General features: G+C 43.6%; 23 protein-coding genes. 7 read left to right on the top strand and 16 right to left on the bottom strand.

Going from position 1 to position 21363, the window contains the following annotated elements; translation table 11 throughout:
• The first annotated feature begins 194 nt into the window (after positions 1-194).
• Positions 195-1271, top strand: coding sequence for an FUSC family protein (locus tag P4361_RS12810; RefSeq protein ID WP_053355651.1), 1077 nt, complete (start codon positions 195-197; stop codon positions 1269-1271).
• Between the two features lie 50 nt (positions 1272-1321).
• Here P4361_RS12810 and P4361_RS12805 read toward each other — a convergent pair whose 3' ends face one another.
• The 8 genes from P4361_RS12805 to P4361_RS12770 all read right to left on the bottom strand — a co-directional run bounded on the left by P4361_RS12805 (position 1322) and on the right by P4361_RS12770 (position 10335).
• Entirely contained in the window at positions 1322-2233 is a 912-nt protein-coding gene (locus P4361_RS12805) for an ABC transporter permease (RefSeq protein ID WP_062238522.1), read from the bottom strand.
• A 15-nt stretch (positions 2234-2248) separates the two neighbouring features.
• Positions 2249-3250: an ABC transporter permease gene (locus P4361_RS12800; RefSeq protein ID WP_062238524.1), complete on the bottom strand. Its 1002-nt coding sequence runs from the start codon at positions 3248-3250 to the stop codon at positions 2249-2251.
• 96 nt (positions 3251-3346) lie between these two features.
• Complete coding sequence (locus tag P4361_RS12795; RefSeq protein ID WP_328089660.1) at positions 3347-4945, bottom strand: ABC transporter substrate-binding protein; 1599 nt, start codon at positions 4943-4945, stop codon at positions 3347-3349.
• Between the two features lie 58 nt (positions 4946-5003).
• Positions 5004-5969 carry a dipeptide ABC transporter ATP-binding protein gene (locus P4361_RS12790; protein ID WP_328089659.1) on the bottom strand — a complete coding sequence of 322 codons (966 nt, stop codon included), beginning with the start codon at positions 5967-5969 and terminating at the stop codon, positions 5004-5006.
• Positions 5950-6957, bottom strand: a complete 1008-nt coding sequence (locus P4361_RS12785; RefSeq protein WP_369795860.1) for an ABC transporter ATP-binding protein — start codon at positions 6955-6957, stop codon at positions 5950-5952. The genes P4361_RS12790 and P4361_RS12785 overlap by 20 nt, the downstream gene beginning before the upstream one ends.
• Positions 6958-7206: 249 nt before the next feature.
• Positions 7207-8955, bottom strand: coding sequence for an ABC transporter ATP-binding protein (locus P4361_RS12780; RefSeq protein WP_328089658.1), 1749 nt, complete (start codon positions 8953-8955; stop codon positions 7207-7209).
• 279 nt (positions 8956-9234) lie between these two features.
• Positions 9235-9762: a nucleoside tri-diphosphate phosphatase gene (gene ntdP / locus P4361_RS12775; protein WP_053355658.1), complete on the bottom strand. Its 528-nt coding sequence runs from the start codon at positions 9760-9762 to the stop codon at positions 9235-9237.
• Between the two features lie 393 nt (positions 9763-10155).
• The gene (locus P4361_RS12770) at positions 10156-10335 is read right to left on the bottom strand and encodes a gamma-type small acid-soluble spore protein (RefSeq protein ID WP_256227018.1); all 180 of its coding nucleotides are present in this window, start codon (positions 10333-10335) and stop codon (positions 10156-10158) included.
• Positions 10336-10529: 194 nt separating this feature from the next.
• Here P4361_RS12770 and P4361_RS12765 point away from each other — a divergent pair, with 194 nt between their 5' ends.
• The gene (locus P4361_RS12765; protein WP_062238537.1) at positions 10530-10754 is read left to right on the top strand and encodes a hypothetical protein; all 225 of its coding nucleotides are present in this window, start codon (positions 10530-10532) and stop codon (positions 10752-10754) included.
• A gap of 48 nt (positions 10755-10802) precedes the next feature.
• Here P4361_RS12765 and P4361_RS12760 read toward each other — a convergent pair whose 3' ends face one another.
• The 3 genes from P4361_RS12760 to P4361_RS12750 are packed head-to-tail and all read right to left on the bottom strand — an operon-like array spanning position 10803 to position 12977.
• Positions 10803-11564 carry an SDR family NAD(P)-dependent oxidoreductase gene (locus P4361_RS12760; protein WP_091007988.1) on the bottom strand — a complete coding sequence of 254 codons (762 nt, stop codon included), beginning with the start codon at positions 11562-11564 and terminating at the stop codon, positions 10803-10805.
• Entirely contained in the window at positions 11561-12658 is a 1098-nt protein-coding gene (gene mutY / locus P4361_RS12755; RefSeq protein WP_328089657.1) for an A/G-specific adenine glycosylase, read from the bottom strand. Before mutY ends, P4361_RS12760 begins: the two co-directional genes overlap by 4 nt.
• Before the next feature lie 7 nt (positions 12659-12665).
• A complete protein-coding gene (locus P4361_RS12750) occupies positions 12666-12977 on the bottom strand; it encodes a hypothetical protein (RefSeq protein ID WP_328089656.1) in 312 nt (103 codons plus the stop codon).
• 63 nt (positions 12978-13040) lie between these two features.
• Between P4361_RS12750 and P4361_RS12745 the strand changes: the two genes are divergently transcribed.
• On the top strand, positions 13041-14039 hold the full coding sequence (locus P4361_RS12745; protein WP_328089655.1) for a metal-dependent hydrolase: 999 nt from the start codon (positions 13041-13043) through the stop codon (positions 14037-14039).
• Positions 14040-14075: 36 nt separating this feature from the next.
• Here the strand turns inward: P4361_RS12745 and P4361_RS12740 are convergent, their stop codons facing one another.
• Entirely contained in the window at positions 14076-14330 is a 255-nt protein-coding gene (locus P4361_RS12740) for a YfhJ family protein (RefSeq protein WP_328089654.1), read from the bottom strand.
• Between the two features lie 102 nt (positions 14331-14432).
• Here P4361_RS12740 and sspK point away from each other — a divergent pair, with 102 nt between their 5' ends.
• Entirely contained in the window at positions 14433-14588 is a 156-nt protein-coding gene (gene sspK / locus P4361_RS12735) for a small, acid-soluble spore protein K (protein ID WP_053355666.1), read from the top strand.
• Between the two features lie 119 nt (positions 14589-14707).
• Here the strand turns inward: sspK and P4361_RS12730 are convergent, their stop codons facing one another.
• Positions 14708-15019, bottom strand: coding sequence for a YfhH family protein (locus tag P4361_RS12730; RefSeq protein WP_328089653.1), 312 nt, complete (start codon positions 15017-15019; stop codon positions 14708-14710).
• Between the two features lie 79 nt (positions 15020-15098).
• On the opposite strand from P4361_RS12730, the gene P4361_RS12725 reads away from it, so the two are divergent.
• Positions 15099-15767, top strand: a complete 669-nt coding sequence (locus tag P4361_RS12725; RefSeq protein ID WP_328089652.1) for an SDR family NAD(P)-dependent oxidoreductase — start codon at positions 15099-15101, stop codon at positions 15765-15767.
• Here the strand turns inward: P4361_RS12725 and recX are convergent.
• From recX to P4361_RS12710, 3 genes are all read right to left on the bottom strand, one after another.
• Positions 15754-16566, bottom strand: a complete 813-nt coding sequence (gene recX, locus P4361_RS12720) for a recombination regulator RecX (RefSeq protein WP_328089651.1) — start codon at positions 16564-16566, stop codon at positions 15754-15756. The genes P4361_RS12725 and recX overlap by 14 nt on opposite strands.
• Before the next feature lie 103 nt (positions 16567-16669).
• Complete coding sequence (locus tag P4361_RS12715) at positions 16670-16888, bottom strand: YbdD/YjiX family protein (RefSeq protein ID WP_062238558.1); 219 nt, start codon at positions 16886-16888, stop codon at positions 16670-16672.
• Positions 16888-18990, bottom strand: coding sequence for a carbon starvation CstA family protein (locus P4361_RS12710; protein ID WP_328089649.1), 2103 nt, complete (start codon positions 18988-18990; stop codon positions 16888-16890). The genes P4361_RS12715 and P4361_RS12710 overlap by 1 nt, the downstream gene beginning before the upstream one ends.
• Positions 18991-19091: 101 nt before the next feature.
• Here P4361_RS12710 and P4361_RS12705 point away from each other — a divergent pair, with 101 nt between their 5' ends.
• Entirely contained in the window at positions 19092-19988 is an 897-nt protein-coding gene (locus tag P4361_RS12705; protein WP_328089648.1) for a TIGR01777 family oxidoreductase, read from the top strand.
• A gap of 45 nt (positions 19989-20033) precedes the next feature.
• Positions 20034-21176 carry an amidohydrolase gene (locus P4361_RS12700; protein WP_053355673.1) on the top strand — a complete coding sequence of 381 codons (1143 nt, stop codon included), beginning with the start codon at positions 20034-20036 and terminating at the stop codon, positions 21174-21176.
• The last annotated feature ends 187 nt before the right edge of the window (positions 21177-21363 follow it).

The following is a 21363-nucleotide window of genomic DNA, read 5'->3' as shown; positions in this document are numbered from 1 at the left end:
CTTCCACTTCAATTAACTTTTCATTGAAGATTTTTCAAGCCAAAAAGGGGCTGCCTGAAGGTCAATTTTCGACTTTCTGGACAGCCCCTTTTAATTCATATTTTTGTTATAAATGAATACTTGATTATTAGTGGGAATCATTGTATAGTTGTCAAGATTATTATCTTACTTATAGAAGGGAACACCAATTCAAGATGAAACTTGGAGCCCGAATGATAAAAACGGGATTAGCCATCACCATGGCCATTTATTTAGCCATGTTTTTCAACCTGAGTACACCTGTCTTTGCTGCAATCGCAGCAACATTTGCCATTCAGCCATCGATCTACAGGTCCTATCAAACCATTATTGAGCAGGCTCAGGGTAATATAATCGGAGCATTCTTTGCCATCGTCTCGGTCCTTTTGCTGGGCAACAGCCCGTTTGTCATCGGATTTGTAGTCGTTATTGTCATCGCTGTAAACTTAAAGATGAAGAATGAAAAGACCATTCCCCTTGCCATCGTGACGGTTATTGTCATTATGGAAAGTCAGACACCTAATTTTATATCGTTTGCGATGGGCCGTTTTCTATTGATCATGCTGGGCGTCGTATCAGCTTTTCTTGTCAATCTGATTTTTATGCCGCCAAAATATGAAACAAAACTTTACTTCAGTATCTCTAATCTGACAGACGACATCATCAAATGGATCCGTATGATTATCCGGCATGCCTCTGATTATTCTGCCATCAAGGATGACATAGGGACAATGAAAGAAAACAGCTTTAAAATGGATCAGCTCTATCTTTTATACAAAGAAGACCGCACTTATTTTAAAAACAATCAATTTACCAAAGGCCGTAAGCTTGTACTCTACCGGCAGATGATTTTTACGACTAAAAAATCTCTCGAACTGCTAAGAAGTCTTCACCGCCATGAGAATGAAATGCTCTGCATGCCTGAAGATCTTCAACATCTGATCACGGAACAGCTTGACTGTCTGACCAATTACCATGAACAAATCCTTTTGAAATACACTGGTAAAATCCGTTCACAGCATTCTGTTGGCATGCTTGATGAGCTATGTGAGAATAAAAGTTCTTTAATGCAGTCGTTCATGAGTTATTATACGACTCCCCATAATGATCAATGGATGCAGCTGTTTCCTGTTTTCGCCTTAATAATCGATTACAGTGATCAATTGGAGCATTTGAACCGGCTCGTTGAGAGCTTCAAAAACCATCACACCGATGACAATGAGCTAACGATTAAAGAACAGAAAATAGATTAGAATATTAGTCCGTAAAAGAAGCCTGACATTTTCATGTCAGGCTTCCTCTATTAGTTTTTCATTCTTGGATCAAGCGCGTCACGAAGTCCATCACCCATCAGGTTAAAGCCCAAAACTGTAAGCATGATCGCTATACCCGGGAAGATAACGGTCCACGGCGCCTGGATGATAAAGTCCCTGGAATCCGCGAGCATTTTTCCCCACTCAGGAGTTGGAGGCTGTGCCCCAAGTCCTAAAAACCCTAAGGCAGCTGCCTCAATGATTGCTGTTGCAATGGCCAAGGTCCCTTGCACAATGATAGGCGCCATGCTGTTTGGAAGCACATGGTGTATCAAAATTCTGGAATCCCTCATACCAATCGCCTTAGCCGCTGTGATATACTCTTCTTCTTTTACACTCAGAACCCTCGACCGTACAAGACGTCCAAATATCGGCACATTAATGATGGCAATAGCGATAAGCGCATTTCTTAAAGATGGCCCCAATACAGAAACGACCGCAATAGCGAGAAGAATACTCGGAAACGCCAGCAGGATATCAAAGATCCTTGAGATGATTCCATCAATGAATTTTCCATAATAGCCTGCGATGATTCCAAGGGCCGATCCTACAATGACTGATCCGGCTACAGAGACGAAGCCCACCCATAATGAAATCCTTGCCCCGTATAAAACTCTGCTGAAGATATCCCGTCCGAATTCATCTGTTCCAAACCAATGCTCTCCCGAAGGCGCCAGATGCTTGTCCGCTAGATGCTGATCCGAAAAGCTATAAGGCGCCAAAACAGGAGCCAGAATAGCGATTAAAATAAAGAAAATAACAATTCCCAGTCCGACCATCGCTAATTTATTCTTCTTGAATGAACGCCACGCATCCTTCCAGGGAGAGATGACTTTGTCGTCACCTTGTTCCACTTTCGGCGGGTTTGTTAACGGTGGTGTTGTTCTTGCTAATTCAGCCATAATAAACTCCCCCTATCAGTATTTGATGCGCGGATCAATGGCCGCATACAAAATATCAACAAACAGATTGATGAGTACAAACAGTGTGGCCACTACCAGAATTCCAGATTGGATGACGGGATAATCACGCGACTGAATGGCTTCATAAATATATGTGCCAACCCCTGGCCATCCAAAGATGGTCTCTGTCAGAATGGCACCGCCGAGAAGCAATCCTGTCTGCAGACCGATTACCGTGACTACAGGAATCATGGCATTTTTCAATGAATGCTTGTACACTACCCAGAACATCTTTAACCCTTTTGCCTTTGCTGTGCGGATATAATCCGATCGCATAACTTCAAGCATGCTTGATCTTGTCATCCTTGCGATGATTGCCATTGGAATCGTGCCAAGTGCAATTCCCGGAAGGATTAAATGCTTAACGACTTCAATAAACTGATCAAATCTGCCCTCCAGTAATGTGTCAAGCAAATACAGATGTGTGATGGCCTCTACCGGCATCCTGATATTGTCCCTGCCTGTTGTCGGCAGCAAGTCCCATTTGATGGAAACAAAATATTGTTCCATCAATCCTAGCCAGAAAATAGGCATGGATACTCCGATCAATGCAATAAGCATAACTCCATAATCGAACCAGGAATTTTGGAACCAGGCAGAGATAATGCCTGCATTGACTCCGACGACCACTGCAATCAGAATTGCGACCAGTGAAAGTTCGATTGTAGCGGCAAGATACGGCCAGAGCTCCTCGCTGATCGGTGTTCTTGATTTCAGCGACATTCCAAGATCACCTTGAAAAAGACCGGTTAAATAATGAACAAACTGGGAGTACCATGGCTGATCCAGTCCCAATTGCTTTGTTAATGTTGCGATAGCCTGCTTTGAAGCCTGCTGGCCAAGGATCAATTGAGCAGGATTCCCCGGAATTGCCCTTATCATCATAAATACAATAAACGTCATCCCGAGAAGCACCGGGATAAGCAAACCAATCCTTCTAATGGTATAAGAAAACATGTCCACACCTCATTTACGCGTAGTTGTCGTTATAGCACCCTGATGTTTTTCTCCAAAACAAAAGGGGAGCATGCAAGATACTCCCCAATTTCTTCATTACTTCATGGAAACATCAACAAATGACTGAGACCCTTTTGGATGCGGGTAGAATCCTTTAATTGAACTTGTACCTGCAAGCTGTGGCTTAGCATGCACTAGAGGTACCCATGGAGCATCTTCATGGATGATCTCCTGTGCTTTTTTGTAAAGCTCTTCACGTTTTCCTTCATCTGCTGTTGATTGCGCTTCAATCAATAGCTTATGAACTGGCTCACTCTTATAGCGTGAATAGTTGTTAGAATCGATCGTGTCTTTATCAAGAAGAGCGTATAGGAAGTTATCTGCGTCTCCGTTATCCCCTGTCCATCCAATCAAGAAGGCAGGTGCCTCACCTTTACGGAGTTTTTCAAGGTACGTACCCCATTCAAATGTAACGATGTTTGCTTTAATTCCAACCTTGGCAAGGTTTGCCTGGATCGCTTCAGCAATCTTTTGTCCGTTTGGCATATAAGGACGTGATACCGGCATCGCCCAAAGGTCCATTTTGAAGCCTTTTTCGTATCCAGCTTTTTTCAAAAGTTCTTTTGCTTTTGCTTCGTCATATCCATAATCCTGGATATCCTTGTTTTGTCCTGCAATGGAAGAAGGAAGCGGCGTAGTAGCCGGTTCAGCTGTTCCGTTGTAGAAGTTTTTGATCAATTCGTCTTTGTTTACTAAGTGGCTGATCGCCTGGCGGACTTCTTTTTTGTTAAACGGAGCTTTTTCAACATTGAAGCCAAAGTAAGCAACGTTCATAGAAGGACGCTCAAAAATTTGAAGCTTGTTATCCGCTTTGATCTTATCAATATCACTCGGGTTTACTCCGTCAATCAAGTCAACTTCGCCTTTTGTAAGAGCATTTAAGCGTGAAGAGTTATCTTTGATGACTTTGAAGGTTACCCCATCAAGTTTTGGAAGCCCTTTTTTCCAATATTTATCGTTTTTCACAACTGAAATGGTATCCCCGCGTTTCCACTCTTTAAACTTGAACGGTCCTGTTCCTACAGGATGCTCGCCATATTTGTCGCCGTATTTGTCAATCGCAGCCGGGCTGGAAATGGCAAACGGGCTCATCGCAAGGTTTTTAAGGAATGGAGCTTGTGGGCGTTTCAATGTAAATTCAACTGTAGTGTCATCAATAGCTTTAACTTCTTTAATGACGTGGCCAGGATCCTTTTTATATCCACCGAACATGGATGCGTAATAAGGGAATTTAGCAGCATCACCGTTCATCCAGCGGTCAAAGTTCTTAACAACCGCATCAGCGTTGAAGTCAGTTCCATCTTGGAACTTAATGCCTTTTTCCAACGTAAATGTGTACTTCTTTCCGCCATCTTCAATCTTCCAGCTCTTCGCAAGTTCAGGAACAACATCTGTATTTTCTTTTTTGTATCCAGTTAGTGTTTCCATCACTTGCTCAGTAACGATGAAAGATTCACCGTCTGTTTCATGAGCAGGATCCAGTCCTACTGCATCACCGCCGCGCCCGTAGATCATGACGCCGCCACCGCTGGAACTTCCTTTTCCGCCGGTGCTTTCGCTTGAGGATTTACAGCCAGCCAGTCCTAAAGACAGGACCAGGATTAATGCAAGAGCTGTCAATATACTTCTCTTCATCTTCTTTCCCCCATTTTTTATATAGATTTTTGCCTCTATTTATGTGTACGAGCTGCCATCAATAAAGATGACAGGCAACGTAGTGGCCCTTCTCAGCTTCCTTAAATACCGGACGCTCTGCAGCGCATACATCCATCGCTTGAGGACATCGCGTATGGAACGCACATCCTTTTGGAGGGTTGGACGGGCTTGGGACATCACCTTTTAAAATGATGCGCTCCTTTTTTACTTCAACATCGGGAATAGGTACGGCAGAAAGCAAGGCCTGTGTATAAGGATGCATAGGATTGTCATAAAGCTGTTCGCTGTCTGACAGTTCTACGATCCTGCCGAGATACATGACACCGACTCTGTCGCTAATGTGTCGTACGACTCCAAGATCATGGGCGATAAAAAGGTAAGTAAGCCCGAATTCTTCCTGCAAGTCTTGCAAAAGGTTCAGTACTTGCGATTGGATGGATACATCCAGCGCCGAGACAGGTTCATCAGCGATGATCAGTTTAGGGTTAACAGCCAGTGCACGGGCGATGCCGATTCTTTGCCTCTGCCCACCGCTGAACTGATGGGGATAGCGTTTCGCATGATAACTGCTTAATCCTACGACTTCAAGCAGCTCCTTCACCCTTCTCTGGCGTTCTTTTGTGTCCTTTACTCCGTGAACGATCAGCGGTTCTTCCAGTATTTTTTCAACGGTATGCCTCGGATTAAGTGAAGCAAAGGGATCCTGAAAAACCATTTGCATCTCTCTTCGCATCTTGCGCATCGCGTTCGAAGAAAGCGCAGTCACATCTTGCCCTTCAAAATAGATCTTGCCGTCACTCGGTTCGAGAAGCCTGAGCAGCATGCGTCCGGTCGTAGATTTCCCGCATCCGCTCTCACCGACAAGTCCCAGAGTTTCACCTTTTTGAATGGTAAAGGATACACCGTCCACTGCTTTTACTTCTCCGACTGTTTTCCCAAGCACTCCGCCTTTAATCGGAAAGTGCTTTTTTAAGTTCTCAACTTTAACTAATGGTTCGGTCAACGATGTCTACCCCTTTCTGATCCTCATACAGCCAGCATCTTACTTTTTGGCCGCCTTCAAGGGTTTCAAGCGCTGGTGTTTCGCTCTGGCAGCGCTCATAGGCATGGGCGCATCTCGGAGCAAACTGGCACCCCGCTTTCACAGATCCGGGTTTTGGCACATTTCCTGGGATGGAATAAAGACGTTCTTTTTTATCCCTCATATCAGGAACAGATTGAATCAGGCCAACCGTATATGGATGTTTCGGACTCGTGAAAATCGTTTTTACATCTGCCTCTTCAACGACTCTACCTGCATACATAACGACAACGCGCTGGCACATTTCAGCAACTACGCCCAAATCATGGGTGATCATCATGATGGCTGTGTCGGTCTCATCGTTCAATTTTTTCATAAGCTCAAGAATCTGAGCCTGAATTGTCACGTCTAGCGCGGTGGTCGGTTCGTCTGCGATCAGCAGTTTCGGGGAACAGATCATGGCCATTGCGATCATGACACGCTGGCGCATTCCCCCTGACAGCTGGTGGGGAAAGTCCTTCATCAGTTCTTCCGCCCGTGGAAGCCCAACCATTTTAAGCATTTCAACGGCATGTGCCTTTGCCTTCTTTTTTGGCCATTTCTTATGTATTTGCAAAGCCTCGATCAGCTGGCTGCCGATAGTAAACACCGGATTTAGACTGGTCATCGGCTCCTGAAAAATCATTGCTATCTCATTCCCGCGAATCTGGCGCATCCTTTTCTCAGATGCTGAAGTAAGATTTTCCCCTTTAAACAAAATATCTCCTTCAACTTTCCCCGCAGGTGTTGGAACGAGTCCCATGACCGATAATGAAGTAACACTTTTGCCGCATCCCGATTCTCCTACAATTCCAAGTACTTCACCGGAATTGATCTGGAAATCGATGTGATTGACAACCGAAACTTCCCCATCATCCGTCTGAAAAGAAGTCCTTAATCCTTTTACTTCCAAGACTGGACTGCTCACTATCCCACCCCTTTCTTCGTGATGACATTTACTTACAGCGTGAACAATTTGTAGGACACTCTATTGAAATTATGACACTAGTCTAATAATTTGACAATATTAAAATTTCTAAAAATTTTTAATAATCTTGTCGTTTGTTAGGAAACCCGGGTCCTTTCTAACACAAAAAAAGAACGGAAGCCTTTGGCTGCCCCGTTCTTTTTTCTTATGGCATGTTATGCAATTGCAACTTTCTGCCCATCAATTACCAATTCAATCACCAAGCTGCTGAACCGTAAACAGGTTGTAGTACACTCCTCTTTTTTTCATTAACTCATAATGGGTTCCGCTTTCAGCAATCTCACCGTTATCGACAACTACTATACGGTCTGCGTGGGTGATGGTTGCTAGGCGGTGTGCAACGATAAAGGTGGTACGGTCTTTTGCAAGCTTTTCAAGCGATTCTTGAATGAGGTGCTCGCTTTCCAAATCAAGGGCGGAAGTCGCTTCATCAAGGATTAAAATCGGCGGATTCTTCAGGAAGACCCTGGCGATGGCAACCCGCTGTTTTTGCCCTCCTGAAAGTTTAACTCCCCGTTCACCAATTTTCGTATCATATCCTTGGGGCAGATTCATAATGAACTCATGCGCATTTGCTGCTTTTGCAGCTGCAGCAACCTCTTCATCAGATGCTTCAGGATTTCCCATCAGGATATTGGCCTTAACCGATTCACTGAACAAAATGTTATCTTGAAGGACCATGCCAATCTTATCCCTGAGCGAACGCACTTTGAAACTCCGGATATCTTCCCCATCGAGCAGGATGCTGCCCTTCGACACGTCATAAAACCTGGGGATAAGGCTGACAAGCGAGGATTTCCCGCCACCGCTCATCCCTACGAGGGCGATCGTCTGCCCTTGTTCTACTCTAAGATCGATTCCTTTCAGAACGTACGGTTCATCCTCATTGTACCGGAAATATACTTCGTTAAACGACAGCTCTCCTTTTACATCCGTAAGTTCCCTTGCTTTCGGCTGATCTTTAATATCATATTCCTCATCCATAAATTCGAAGACCCTGTCCATGGACGCGAGTGACTGTGTAAGGGTTGTCGATGAATTAACCAGCCTTCTGAGCGGATTATACAGCCTGTCCATATAGCCGGCAAATGCGACCACTTCTCCGACAGATATATGGCCTCCTATCGCCCTATATGCCGCAAAACCGATAACTAGAAGCGGTGCTATATCTGTAATCGTATTTACAACCGCAAACGTTTTGGCGTTCCAGGTTGTCTGATCCATCGCTTTGTTCAGAAAATGGGAGTTTCTTTTATCAAACTGAACTTGCTCATAATCCTCAAGAGCAAAGCTTCTGATGACTGACATCCCCTGGACTCGTTCATGCAGATGCCCCTGCACTTCCGCGAGCGCCTGCGAACGCTGTTTCGTCAGACCTCTTAGCCTTGTATAAAAATATTTAACGGAGAGGCCGTAAAACGGCAGCATCGCCAATGCGACAACCGTCAGCCATCCATCCATCGTTGCCATGATCACAATCGCAATCACAATCGTAAACATATCAAGCCAGACATTCATTAAGCCTGTGATGACAAAATCCTTCGTTTGCTCAACGTCATTGATTACCCTCGATATGATTTCACCCGACTTGTTATTGGAATAAAAACGTAAGGAGAGCCGCTGAATATGTCCATAAAGCTTATCCCTGATATCATATAGGATTTTGCTTCCGACCCATTGTGCGTAATACTGCCGATAATATTCGATCGGCGGACGAAGCACACCGAAAATGAAGAATGAACCTCCCATCAGCCAAAGCAGCTTGCTGAGTTTATCACCGCTCGTCAAACCCTGTCCATTTATAATCGTATCGACCACATATTTTAAAATAAGCGGGATGAGCAAGGGAATACCAAACTTTAAAATCCCAATTACAATGGTCCATCCAATTTGTTTTTTGTAGGGCTTTACAAAACCCAAATACCTTCTGATACTATCCAAAATTACACCTTCTTATATGAAATGCTGAAGCAGGCGTTTAGAGCCGATAGACGATGGAGTGCTCGCACAACAACACGCCTTTTGTGTTGAGGTGTGAGAACGAAGCGGCCGAGGCTCTGCCTGCTGAAGCTGGATCAAGAAATGCTGAAGAGCCCTTTTAAAAGCTTAAAACGCCTCTTTAAGGGATCGATATACGGCTTCCCCGCGCAGGCGTTTTTTACGATTACTATTATTATTGTCAGAAAAACCTGTTGAACGCTGGATTCAACAGGTTTTTTCTTATCTAAACTCCAAATACCTTTCGTACCATTGCTCTATAAAGCCTGGTTCGAATGGGCCTTTTCTCTGATTGATCATGGAAATTAATTCATTTAAATTCTTTTTAATAATGTAATCGAGTTCATGGGGATATTTCATCATTTGCCTGTGCAAGCTGTATTCATCTTCATCTAATAGAATATAGGACATGTCGGGAAAAACCTTAATATCCAGGTCATAATCGATATATTTTAGTGCCTCATTATCCCATATATAGGGTGTCCCCAGATTACAATAATAATAAAAACCGTCCTGCCGGATCATGCCGATTACATTAAACCATTGCTTGGAATTGAAATAGCAGATCGCCGGCTCTCTCGTCCGCCACTGCCTGCCATCTGATTCCGTTACAAGAATACGATCATTTCCTGCTATAACTACAGACGAACTCCCCTTGAGGATAACCGTATCTTCCCAGGTGCGATGGAGTGATCCGTTATGTTTATAGCTTTGTATATCAATAATACTTCCGGGTGTGGGAAAACTCATATGCCTCTCCTTTCCTTCGCATTTCCGGAAGCCAATGGGTTACCAGGTATGTGCGAACTCCTTTCCAATTTAAATTAGAACATTTAGGTAATTCACCAGCTTCGTTGTACAAATTCGTTCATTGTATCGTCTCATCACTATTCTAGCCCTGCCCGGCCTTCATCATCCCCAAGAAACAGTTACTTTACGTTATTTTCTCTCCTATAGTATATCGTTTTAAGAATAGTTTGGAAATGATAGTTACCCTGTTTATTGAAAAAAAGCTCGCCCATTTTTTCATTTTCCCTAGTCATTGTTCTTTTTCCCTTAGTATGTATCTTAAAAACCTTGTCTAAATTAGCCAGAAAACCAAAAATGCCCCCTGCGTATAGCAGGGAGCATTCTGGATAGAGGTTACTGTTGGTTTTGGTTACCTTGGCCTTTTTGTTGTTGAGATTGAGCGTTTTGCTGACGAACTTGTTGAGCGTCAGTTTCGCTTGCAAACTCAGCACCATATTGACCTTTACCAGCTTGAGACTGTTGGTTTTGCTTTTTAACTTGCTGTGCGTTTGTTTTGTTTTGCTGTTTGTCCATTAGTATCACCTCCACGAAAATTAATTTAACCCTCTGCGGATGTTTTTATGTGAACAAAAAATAATTTTTTATTGTATATTTCCAACGATTGCGGGCCCATGAGACAGGGTATAGGATTGCAAATGGTTTCAAAAACTAAAGGCGATTATTTTTTATGGTGCCTGGCACCTATAACGCCTTGGGAGGTCGATCTTATGTACGTAGGAAGAGATATGACAGAATTAGATATGGTTGCTAAAAAAGAATGGAAAGACAGTGAATTGGCATATTTCCATCAGTCTTTCCAGCAAATTGCCCCCTATCTGAATGAGGAAGGAACAACGATACATCGTGAAATTATTAAAGAAATTGAATCCAGAGGAGGCCTTTCGAACGATGAGGCCAGCTGGGAAAGAGGAACAACCCCGAAAGTGGATTAATGAAAAAAGCTGAGCCTGAATATTCAGGCTCAATTTTTTATTTACCAATTAAAAATTGCTGTAGGATTGCCCGCCGTCAACGTTTAACGTCGCTCCTATAACCCAGGATGCCCGGTCTGAAGAAAGGAACACAACCGTGTTGGCAATCTCTTCGACCGTACCAAACCGCTGTGCGGGTATGTGCTGCTGTACATACTGGTTGATCTGTTCCGGGTTTTCCTTTAACCGTTTCTGCCAATTTCCAGTAGGGTGCAGCACTGATCCGGGAGCGACACCGCTGATCCGTACTCCATGCTGGATCATTTCATCAGCAAACGATTTAGTAAATGAGATGAGAGCCGCTTTGCTTCCGTTGTAAGTCGGTTTGCCGCCGGATTCCCTTCCGAAAATTGAGGAAATGTTAATAATGGTTCCTTTTTCATTTTTAACCATGTATTCAGCCGCAAGCTTGCTCATTCCAACAGCGGATAAAAAATTAAGGTGAACCGCCTCTTCAAACTCCTCCATACTTGTTTCCATTACTGAAGATCCATTACTGCCTCCAGCATTATTGATTAAAATATCAATGCCGCCAAACTCCCCAATAAATTCACGTATAATTCGCTCCCTGTCCTCTCGGGATGTCACATCTCCCTTTAGAATGATGAGTTCGCCATCCAATTCAGATTTTGCCTGTTCAAGGGTTTCTTGGCTGCGCCCGCAAATACCTACAGATGCACCTTCTTCCAAAAACAGCTTGGCGATGCCCTTGCCTAAACCTTTTGAACCGCCAGTTATAAGTACCCGTTTGTTTTCCAGATATAGATTCATGCCGTCACCTCTTTTGCCAATTTGATAATTTTTTGATGTGATACTGGAAAAGGATAGGACTCCATCTCTTCCAGCGTTACCCACTTTAAATCCGCAGCATCCATTGCTTCATGGCTGCATTGTCCTTCAAAAAGCTGTATGTTCCATTTCAAATGGGAAAATACGTGTTCTATGTTACTCACTTGATCGCCGACAGCAGCAGAAATACCCCATTCAGCTTCAATGAAAACCTTCAGATCCTCTTTCTCGCTTACTCCCCTCTTATGAACAGGTACATTCGGAAATTCCCAAAGATTAGCAAGCAGCCCTTCTTTCGGTCTTTTATGAATCAGGTAATTCCCTTCTTGATTACGTAAGATGAGTGCAGCCATATCCACTTGTTTGATCTTTATTTTCTTTTCTTTTACAGGGAGTTCTTTCTGTCTTCCCTGATCAAAAGCCCTGCAGTGCTCCTGAACAGGACAGATCAGGCAAGCCGGTGATTTTGGCGTGCAAATGAGAGCTCCAAGCTCCATAAGCGCCTGATTAAACGAAGAAGGATCTTCTTTTGAAATCAATTTTCGAACAGCATCTTCAAACAGCATTCTTGTTTTAGCTTTTCCAATATCCTCATAGATGAGCAGGATCCTGGAGAGCACCCTCATCACATTGCCATCTACCGCAGGTTCAGGTACTCCGTAAGCAATACTTAAGATCGCTCCTGCCGTATACGGCCCAACACCCTTAAGCTTTGATATTTCATCGGCTGTATCGGGTATTGTCCCTCCATATTGCTCGGCGACTTCTCTTACTGCGGTTTGCAAATTACGAACACGGGAATAATAACCTAAACCCTCCCATGCCTTTAAAACCTTTTCTTCATCCGCTTCAGCCAGGTCGGTAAGGGTAGGAAATAAAGACAGGAAACGGTTAAAGTAAGGAATGACAGTATCCACGCGGGTTTGCTGCAACATGATTTCGGAAACCCATACTCTATATGGATCCTGATTCAATCTCCAGGGAAGATCGCGCTGATTCTCTTGATACCAGTTAATTAGATCCTGCTGGAAACCTTGAACTGGAAAGTCTTCAATATATGTTTCAGAACGATTCAACGTATTATTACTCACCTTTCTTTTTAAATGCCCAGCAATGGAGTTTGGACAGTCCGCCCGAAATCATCTGATCAAGCGGCCCATATACCGGATGGCCTTTTAAGAGCCTGAGCTGCTTTAAAGAGTGATATACCTCAGAACCTTCAACATCAAAACTTTCCACATAGAGAGAGTCTTGATCCAGCGCTTTGAGCCAGGAGGTATTGCGGGCGCCGTCTTTCATTAATTCAATCAGCACACTTTGCATATGAGCTTCATATTGTTCAATTATGTCAGGTTTTACTTTATACTCGATAAAAACCGTTAATTTTTGATTCATGATTGGTCCTCCAATTTTAAACAATTATCGCAATCATCTTATATGAGTTAGGAGGTGTGTATATTGGATACTGGAACCCATGTTGTAATGGGATTAGGGCTCGGCGGATTAGCCATGCTTGATCCGGCTGTCTCTGCAGATCCAATAACCGCCCATGCTGTACTCCTCGGTACATTGGTTGGTTCACAAGCACCAGATTTTGATACCATTCTAAAATTAAGAAACAATGCCGTCTATATCCGCAACCACAGGGGAATTACCCATTCTGTGCCTGCTCTTTTTATCTGGCCGGCCCTGTTGTCATTGATCATTTACCTGTTTGTTCCGTACTCAAACGGCCTTCATTTATGGCTGTGGACGTCATTGGCCGTATTTTTACATGTATTTGTAGATATATTTAATGCTTATGGTACGCAAGCACTCTATCCCTTCTCAAAAAAATGGATAGCACTCGGTGTAATCAGCATTTTTGATCCGTTTATTTTCATTATCCATATTGCCGGTCTGTTGCTTTGGTATATCGGCTTCGATCCTGGAATTATATTTTCTGCCGTTTATTTGATCATGGCAGGCTACTATTTCCTCAGAATCTGGAACAGGTACAAAATAGCACAAATCGTTCGGAGGAATATTCCTGAGACAATCGAAGTCATTGTTTCTCCAACGCTAAAATGGAGCCAGTATCATCTTGCTATTAAAACTAACCACCAGTTTTTCGTTGCCAATATTAAACATGGCCGTCTCAAGGTTCTTGACACGTTTGACCGTGTGGAAGTTCCTGACACTAAAATCATTCAGGCAGCGAGAGAAGACAAGAATATTTCAGCGTTCCTTTCTTTCTCCCCGGTTTATCGGTGGGAAGTTGAAAAAAACAACCATGGATATGAAGTGCGTTTTATCGATCTCCGCTATAGAAGCAAAGGGCATTATCCCTTTGTTGCACTAGTCCAGCTTGATGAGGATCTTGAAATCATTACATCCTATACCGGCTGGGTATACAGCGAGGACCGCTTGCGCAAAAAGATGGACTTTACTCCATCCAATCTTCTAAAAAATGAGTGATGAAGGAAATGTTCCTTCATCACTTTTTTTATGCTGTCACTGCTTTTTTTTTAAGTGTTTGAACTTCGGATTCATGGTCTGGTATTCATGCAGTTTGGGGACGTAGCTCGTAATCCATTGCACGACCATCTCTTCTGTTTTATTTTTGCCGCCATATTCATAGCCAGCCTTGGCTCTTGTTGACTCAAAATCCTCCCAAAGCCCTTCGATCCAGCTTCTTGCTTCCTCATAGGTCAAATTTTGATTCTTATCTAATAACTTGCGGGCAAGCCGGGCAAACCTATCCTCCATTTTTACTTCCTCCTTATCCATTATTTTGCCGTTACTGGCTCACATTAAAGGGTTTTATTCAAACCATACTAGGTGAGAACCGATTTTAAGGAGGGCTAATCGATGCGAAACAAAGCTAAAAACTTCCCTAATCGGATCTCCTTCTCAGGTGAGCCGAGAGCCAAAGAAGAATTTTCTTCAAAACGGCCAGATGGATCCATTCAAGACCGACCACAGGAACGAATGTTTTTATCCAATCGACACCGAGACGATCAATAGTTCTTGCGGTTATGATGGATGCCAGACAAAACGGCAATGCCAATAAGGCTTACATTCAAACACGCAAGCATTATTAGTGCCGGAAAAAGAAGCGGCTTTTCCCGCTTCTTTTTTCATTATTATTGCTGTACCAGCATCGCAATAGGAAATGCCTCAAGTTCATGGGATCCGTTTCGATAACCCCATGCGAAAATTCCGTTCATATACAATATTTTAAAGGTTGAACCCGGATCTCCTTGAATGGGATACGTTTCACCGGCTTCAAAGACAGATGGATCAAGCAGATAAGACTTTGCCATCGTGATTTTTCGTTCATAAACCGAAAACTCGCTGACCATCCCCATTTGCTCTGCTTTTTGAGCTTTGGCATGAAGATCCGCTATTTCGGCTGTCAGTTCAGTTTTTGTCATTTCGCTATATCTTTTTTCCATGGTGCGCCTCCGTTCTCCTGTGCTTTTAGTATAATAAACATTGGGTAAGAATCCAAACGTATCGGAGTGATGAATTTTTATGAAATCAGTGATTATAACGGGAGGCGGTTCAGGTCTTGGAGCGGCACTTGCTGAGGAATATGGAAAGCAATATAAAGTCATTTTGATCGGACGTTCATTAAAGAAGCTTAATTCTGTCGCTGACAGCCTGAATTCTCAAGGAATTAAGGCTGATTGCTATTCTTGTGACATTACCTCGATGGATGAAGTTCAGCATGTTTTCGGACCGTTATTTCAGCGTGAAGATGTACATATGCTCATCAACAATGCTGGTTCCGGAATCTTTGGTCCATTGGTTGAACTGAGTGTGGATGAGATTGAAACCATGCTGGATACAAATATAAAGGGGACCATTTTTACGACAAAGACTTCCTTGCCTTACTTTAAAGAGCGGAAAGAAGGAAAAATCATGAACATCATTTCCACTGCTGGTCTAAGAGGAAAAGTCAATGAATCGGTGTATTGCGCCAGCAAGTTCGCAGTAAAAGGGTTTACTGAAAGTCTCGTTAAAGAACTGGATGGCACAGGCATTCAAGTAACCGCTGTCTATATGGGAGGTATGGATACCCCCTTCTGGGACCATTCGGATCATGTGAAGGACAAATCCCGCTTCAAAACTCCAGAGCAGGTTGCCCTACAAATCGCGAAAGAAGACCAGGGAAAGCCCGAAATTTTTATTGATCGATAAGCTCGGACTCTAATATTTCATCAATTAAGGTAATCGGGAAGCCTTTGCCGTATAAATGCTGCTTCATCTTATTTTTATATTGCAGGCCGGAAAATTTTTTATACCGTCTGTGGGCTTTATGAGCATGTTTTAGCAAAGCTTCCCTTTCCTCTTCGTCAGAGCTCTCAAGATCAACCGTTCGAAGAGCCTCTTCTATCACTTCCCAGGAGTATCCTTTTTGCAGGAGCTGCTGGGAAATTTTATTTTTCCTCTCATTGCTCGATATCCCTTTGCTTTGATTTGATTTCTTTGCTGCAAACTTAATAGCTGATTCTACTTGTTCTTCGTATGGAAATTCTCTCAGGGCTGCTTCCATATGTCCTGATGAAACCCCTTTTTGGACGAGTTCCCTCGCTATAACGCCCGTCCCCTTGGATGTCGTATTCTTTCTCGTTCTAACAAACATCTTGGCAAATTCAGCATCATCCAGGTATTTGTATTCTTTTAGCCGTTTAATAACTTCTTGAATGACACTTTCCTCATATTCGTTCTTCTTCAAATAATCGTGTACTTCCTTCTCTGACCTCATTCGAAAAGATAAGAACTGCAAAGCCTTGTTAAATCCTTTTTTGATCTCATCTTCATAAAGTACAGAGCTTAATTCCTGTGTATTAATTTCCAATCCTTTTTTCAGCTTATATTTTATGAGAATATCCGTATCCACGCTGAAACCGAACTCTTCCCCGTTTCCCTGATCAATAAAAACATTGAAACGGTCACTGTTCTTTTTCTGTGTCGTGATCTTTGTAATTAAGGCCATTTTCCTCTTCACCTCATTTCCTTTATATTAACATAGCCCCTTCTGCCAATGCTGTTATAGAGGTTTAAAAAAAAGCCCGCATAAACAAATGCGGGCTTCCTTTCTAACAGCACCTTTTTGCGGATGCTCCGTATTTTTTGTTAAGAAAGTCTTTAAAGAACTCAGCCTCGGTAGGAGGAGCGACTTCCGGGTGATTCTTTTGAATGTGTTTGACATAGGAGTCATAGTCCGGTAGATTGGAGATTCCTTTGCTGATTTTTCGAATCACGCCTGCTCCGTCTCTGATCCTCTTGATGACGGAACGGAGATTATGCTGGTTCATTAAGACACCTCGCTTATATTGGTTTGCTTAAACGGCTCCTCACTTGTCGGAAGTTCTTCCTTTTTAAACCAAACTTTCCCCCATATTCTCATAGCATCAATCAACACTCCAAGAATAAGAAGCATGAAGATTCCAGTCAGCACTGCATTAAGCTGGTTGTTGAAAATAATCTGCTTGGCCGCTTCTGCTGTTGGAATAGTCGGCGGCAATTTCCCGGCATCCAGCGCTTGCTGAGTGACTTCAGCTTGTTTTAAAAAGCCGATTTTGGGAAGCGATGAGAAAATTTTCTGCCATCCTGCTGTAAACGTTACAATCATCAGCCAAGCCAGCGGAGCCAGTGTTACCCAGCAGTACTTGGTCTTGCCCATTTTTAGGATGACTGTCGTAGCTACGATTAAAGCGATCGCAGCGAGCATCTGGTTCGTGATACCGAATAACGGCCAAAGGGTATTGATCCCGCCAAGAGGATCGGTCACTCCCACGACAAGGAAGTAGCCCCAACTGGCAACAACAAGGGCACTCGTGATATAAACAGCAGGCATCCAATCTGTGCGGCCAAGCGGTTTATAGATGTTGCCCAGCAGATCCTGCAGCATGAACCTTCCTACCCTCGTTCCGGCATCAATGGTCGTTAATATGAATACTGCTTCAAAAAGAATCGCAAAATGGTACCAGAAGGCCATAAGTTCAGGGCCACCTACAATCTTAGAGAAGATATGGGCCATCCCCACAGCCAGCGATGGTGCTCCTCCTGTCCTTGAAAGGATGGAATCTTCATCCACCTGCTGGGCGATCGTGTTAATCTCATCAGCATTGACAGAGAAGCCCCAGGAAGAAATAGTGGTTGCTGCGGCGCTCACCTCGGTCCCAATCGCTGCAGCAGGAGAGTTAATGGCAAAGTATACTCCCGGTGATAAAAGAGTGGCTGCTACAAGAGCCATCACCGCTACAAAAGATTCTGTCAGCATCCCTCCGTAACCGATCATGTTAGCATGCTTTTCATTAGCGATCAGCTTCGGTGTCGTCCCGGATGATATTAAAGAATGAAATCCAGAAACTGCACCGCAGGCAATCGTAATAAAGAGGAACGGAAATAAGTTTCCTGAAAATACTGGTCCTGTTCCATCCACAAATTTTGTTAGAGCCGGCATTTTAATTTCAGGCATAACGATAAAGATGCCGATTGCCAGCATAGCTATAACTCCTACCTTTAAAAAGGTGCTCAAGTAATCCCTTGGGGCCAAAAGAAGCCAGACGGGAAGTACAGAGGCAAGAAAACCGTAAACAATCATCATGATGGCAATCGTTTTGCCTTCAAATGTAAACATTGGAGCCAGGGTTGCAGAGTCAGCCACCCACTGGCCGCTCAGCAAAGCAAAAATCAAAAGAGCAAATCCAATGAGGGAGGCTTCTCCTACCCTTCCCGGCCGGAGAAATTTCATATAGATTCCCATAAATAAAGCGATCGGAATCGTCATTGCAATGGTGTACATGCCCCAGGGACTCGCTTTTAAAGCGTTTACAACAACAAGCCCTAAAACAGCAATGAGAATGATCATGATTGCAAATACTCCGACAAGGGCAAGATAGCCTCCAACTGGCCCTATCTCTTCCCTTGCAATTTCACCGATCGATTTGCCTTTTCGGCGCATGGAGATGATTAAAATGACGAAATCCTGGACACAGCCCGCAAGTACGGCTCCCGCAATGATCCAGATTGTTCCCGGAAGATACCCCATCTGTGCGGCAAGCGTAGGACCTACAAGGGGTCCAGCTCCAGCGATCGCGGCAAAATGATGTCCGTAGAGCACCCATTTGTTGGTGGGCACATAATCCTTTCCATCACTGTATCTCTCTGCAGGTGTGGCCCGTTTTTTATCCAAACCAAAGATTTTATTCGAGATAAAACGGGAATAAAACCGGTAAGCAACTGCGTATGTAGCCAGCGATGCCACGACAAACCAAATGGCATTAATGTGCTCGTCCCTCTGCAGGGCAATAACCGACAGACTTAATCCCCCTGCAAGAGCGATCGCAATCCAAATAATTGTCCTTGTGAAAGGATTGCTTTTCTTTTTAATAGTGCTCGGCTGTGTTTCCATTATGCTCCCCCTTAAAAGATTGTTATAATTACAAGGACAATTATAACAAATATTCTTAATATTTAAAATAACTTGAAATTTCGGCTAAAGGAGGATATAGCATGAAGATTGCAATTACAGGAGGCACCGGACTGATCGGCTCGGCAGTAACAAACCTCCTTCTTTCCAAGAATCATGATGTATACATCTTAACACGGTCAAAAAAAGAGGCTGATGACTCAAAATTGCATTATGTGGAATGGCTTGGAGATTCCAGTGTTCCTGAAAAAGACCTTTCCGGTATTGACGCCTTTATTAACCTTGCGGGTGAAAGCATCAATGGCCGCTGGACGGAGGAAAAAAAGAAAAAAATTATGGAAAGCCGAATGAAAGCAACGGATGAGGTCCTCCGCATTCTTGACAAACTCCCTGAAAAACCTTCTGTACTGGTCAATGCTTCAGCTGTTGGTTACTACGGCACTGCTGAACAGGAGCGCTTTACAGAACGATCGGAACCGAAAAATGAAAATTTTTTATCAGAAGTGGCACAAAAGTGGGAACAAAAAGCGGAGAAGGCATCTGAGCTGGGAATCAGGACTGTATTCACTCGTTTTGGAGTAATCCTCAGTGAAAAAGGAGGAGCTCTCTCCCAGATTGAAATGCCCTATAGGTTCTTTGCCGGGGGCAGAATCGGATCTGGAAGGCAGTGGATATCATGGATTCATCTTGAAGACGCGGCAAGGCTTATTGCATATGCTATCGAATCAGACATTGAGGGTCCATTAAATGTTACTGCCCCTTTTCCTGTACAGAACAATGATTTCGGAAAAGAATTGGGAGAAACCATCAAACGTCCTCACTGGCTGCCCGCTCCCGCTTTTGCCATAAAAACTTTGCTTGGTGAAATGAGTGTTCTCATTCTTGAAGGGCAGCATGCCTATCCCGAAAAGGCACTTCAAGGCGGATTTCAATTCCGTTTTTCAAGGCTTCAGGAAGCATTAAAGAATTTACTGAAATAAGATACAATATAACTAGGAATAAAAAGAAAATTAGGTGAATGCAGATTGAAAATACTGATTAAAGGGGCAAAGATTTACCCGATTACCTCCCCCGTTTTGCAAAAAGGTGATATCTTCATCCAAAACGGAAAAATCAAACATCTTGCCCCATCCATCGAAGAAACCTCGGATATGGTAATCATCCATGCGGAAGGAAGCCACCTTCTGCCCGGGCTGATCGATGTCCATACCCACTTGGGGCTTTATGATGAGGGCACAGGATGGGCCGGGAATGACGCAAATGAAACAAATGAAGTACTCACTCCCCATATCCGGGCGATCGACGGCTGCCATCCGCTGGACAGCGGTTTTCAGGATGCCATCAAGCATGGCATAACATCGGTCCACATTATGCCCGGCAGCGCAAATGTGATTGGAGGGACAACTTCCGTCATTAAGACTGCTGGAAAGGATATTCGAAAAATGCTGATCAAGGAGCTGGCAGGCCTGAAGCTGGCACTCGGTGAAAACCCCAAAAGGATTCACAGCGGCAGGGAAAATAACTCCATTACACGGATGGGAATCATGGGAATGCTCCGGGAAGCTTTTTATCACGCAAAAAGCTCTTCTTTTACAGAGGATTTAAGGATTGCTCCCCTGTTAGCAGCTTTGAACCGTGAAATTCCTGTCAGAATTCACGCTCATCGTGCGGATGATATCCTTTCGGCTCTGCGGCTGGCAGATGAATTCAATCTTGATCTCCGTATTGAACATTGCACGGAAGGCCATTTAGTTGCCGAGGAGCTGTCTGGCCGAGGTCTCCAAGTTTCAGTAGGTCCAACCCTAACGAGAAGATCCAAGATTGAGTTAAAGAACAAAACTTGGGAAACCTATAAAATTCTCGCAGATCATGGTCTGGAAGTATCCATTACAACAGATCATCCCTATACGCCGATTCATTATTTAAATGTCTGTGCGGCTCTTTCTGTCCGGGAGGGGCTGAGTGAAGAAAATGCCCTGCGCGGCATTACCATCAACCCGGCCAAAAACCTGGGCGTTGCCAATCGAATCGGCAGCCTGGAACCCGGAAAAGACGCAGATATCAGCATCTGGACAGAGCATCCGTTTCATTTTTCATCTCTTCCGGTAATGACCATAATTGAAGGAAAAATTGTGTATAAAAATAACCAATATTTTCACAAAAAATAAACAAAAAAACTATTTTCTTTTTTAGAAAAATATCTTATGATTCAAGTATAAATGAATATGCAAAAACCATAGGGAAGGCAATTGGTGCGCCACCAGAATTTCTGGTCCTAGTGGGTTCGATTCCCACCCCGAATTAATTTTTATTCTTAATTCGAGGGTGGGATTTTTCTGCCCTCTAGGAGGGGTT

This window comes from Fictibacillus sp. B-59209, assembly GCF_036216745.1.
GTDB classification, from domain to species: Bacteria; Bacillota; Bacilli; order Bacillales; family Fictibacillaceae; genus Fictibacillus_C; species Fictibacillus_C marinisediminis.
The sequence above is the reverse complement of the archived record's forward strand: the minus strand, read 5'-3'. Positions and strand labels throughout refer to the sequence as shown.

Excerpts from the sequence above, each read along its gene's own strand:
- P4361_RS12705 (WP_328089648.1), top strand. The coding sequence starts at position 19,092 with ATGAAGATTGCAATTACAGGAGGCACCGGACTGATCGGCTCGGCAGTA.
- P4361_RS12760 (WP_091007988.1), bottom strand. The coding sequence starts at position 11,564 with ATGAATCTATATCTGGAAAACAAACGGGTACTTATAACTGGCGGTTCA.
- P4361_RS12805 (WP_062238522.1), bottom strand. The coding sequence starts at position 2,233 with ATGGCTGAATTAGCAAGAACAACACCACCGTTAACAAACCCGCCGAAA.
- P4361_RS12740 (WP_328089654.1), bottom strand. The coding sequence starts at position 14,330 with ATGGAGGATAGGTTTGCCCGGCTTGCCCGCAAGTTATTAGATAAGAAT.
- P4361_RS12710 (WP_328089649.1), bottom strand. The coding sequence starts at position 18,990 with ATGGAAACACAGCCGAGCACTATTAAAAAGAAAAGCAATCCTTTCACA.
- recX (WP_328089651.1), bottom strand. The coding sequence starts at position 16,566 with ATGGCCTTAATTACAAAGATCACGACACAGAAAAAGAACAGTGACCGT.
- P4361_RS12800 (WP_062238524.1), bottom strand. The coding sequence starts at position 3,250 with ATGTTTTCTTATACCATTAGAAGGATTGGTTTGCTTATCCCGGTGCTT.
- P4361_RS12725 (WP_328089652.1), top strand. The coding sequence starts at position 15,099 with ATGAAATCAGTGATTATAACGGGAGGCGGTTCAGGTCTTGGAGCGGCA.
- P4361_RS12715 (WP_062238558.1), bottom strand. The coding sequence starts at position 16,888 with ATGAACCAGCATAATCTCCGTTCCGTCATCAAGAGGATCAGAGACGGA.
- P4361_RS12795 (WP_328089660.1), bottom strand. The coding sequence starts at position 4,945 with ATGAAGAGAAGTATATTGACAGCTCTTGCATTAATCCTGGTCCTGTCT.
- ntdP (WP_053355658.1), bottom strand. The coding sequence starts at position 9,762 with ATGAGTTTTCCCACACCCGGAAGTATTATTGATATACAAAGCTATAAA.
- P4361_RS12730 (WP_328089653.1), bottom strand. The coding sequence starts at position 15,019 with ATGGAAAAAAGATATAGCGAAATGACAAAAACTGAACTGACAGCCGAA.
- P4361_RS12810 (WP_053355651.1), top strand. The coding sequence starts at position 195 with ATGAAACTTGGAGCCCGAATGATAAAAACGGGATTAGCCATCACCATG.
- P4361_RS12770 (WP_256227018.1), bottom strand. The coding sequence starts at position 10,335 with ATGGACAAACAGCAAAACAAAACAAACGCACAGCAAGTTAAAAAGCAA.
- P4361_RS12750 (WP_328089656.1), bottom strand. The coding sequence starts at position 12,977 with ATGAATCAAAAATTAACGGTTTTTATCGAGTATAAAGTAAAACCTGAC.
- sspK (WP_053355666.1), top strand. The coding sequence starts at position 14,433 with ATGCGAAACAAAGCTAAAAACTTCCCTAATCGGATCTCCTTCTCAGGT.
- P4361_RS12765 (WP_062238537.1), top strand. The coding sequence starts at position 10,530 with ATGTACGTAGGAAGAGATATGACAGAATTAGATATGGTTGCTAAAAAA.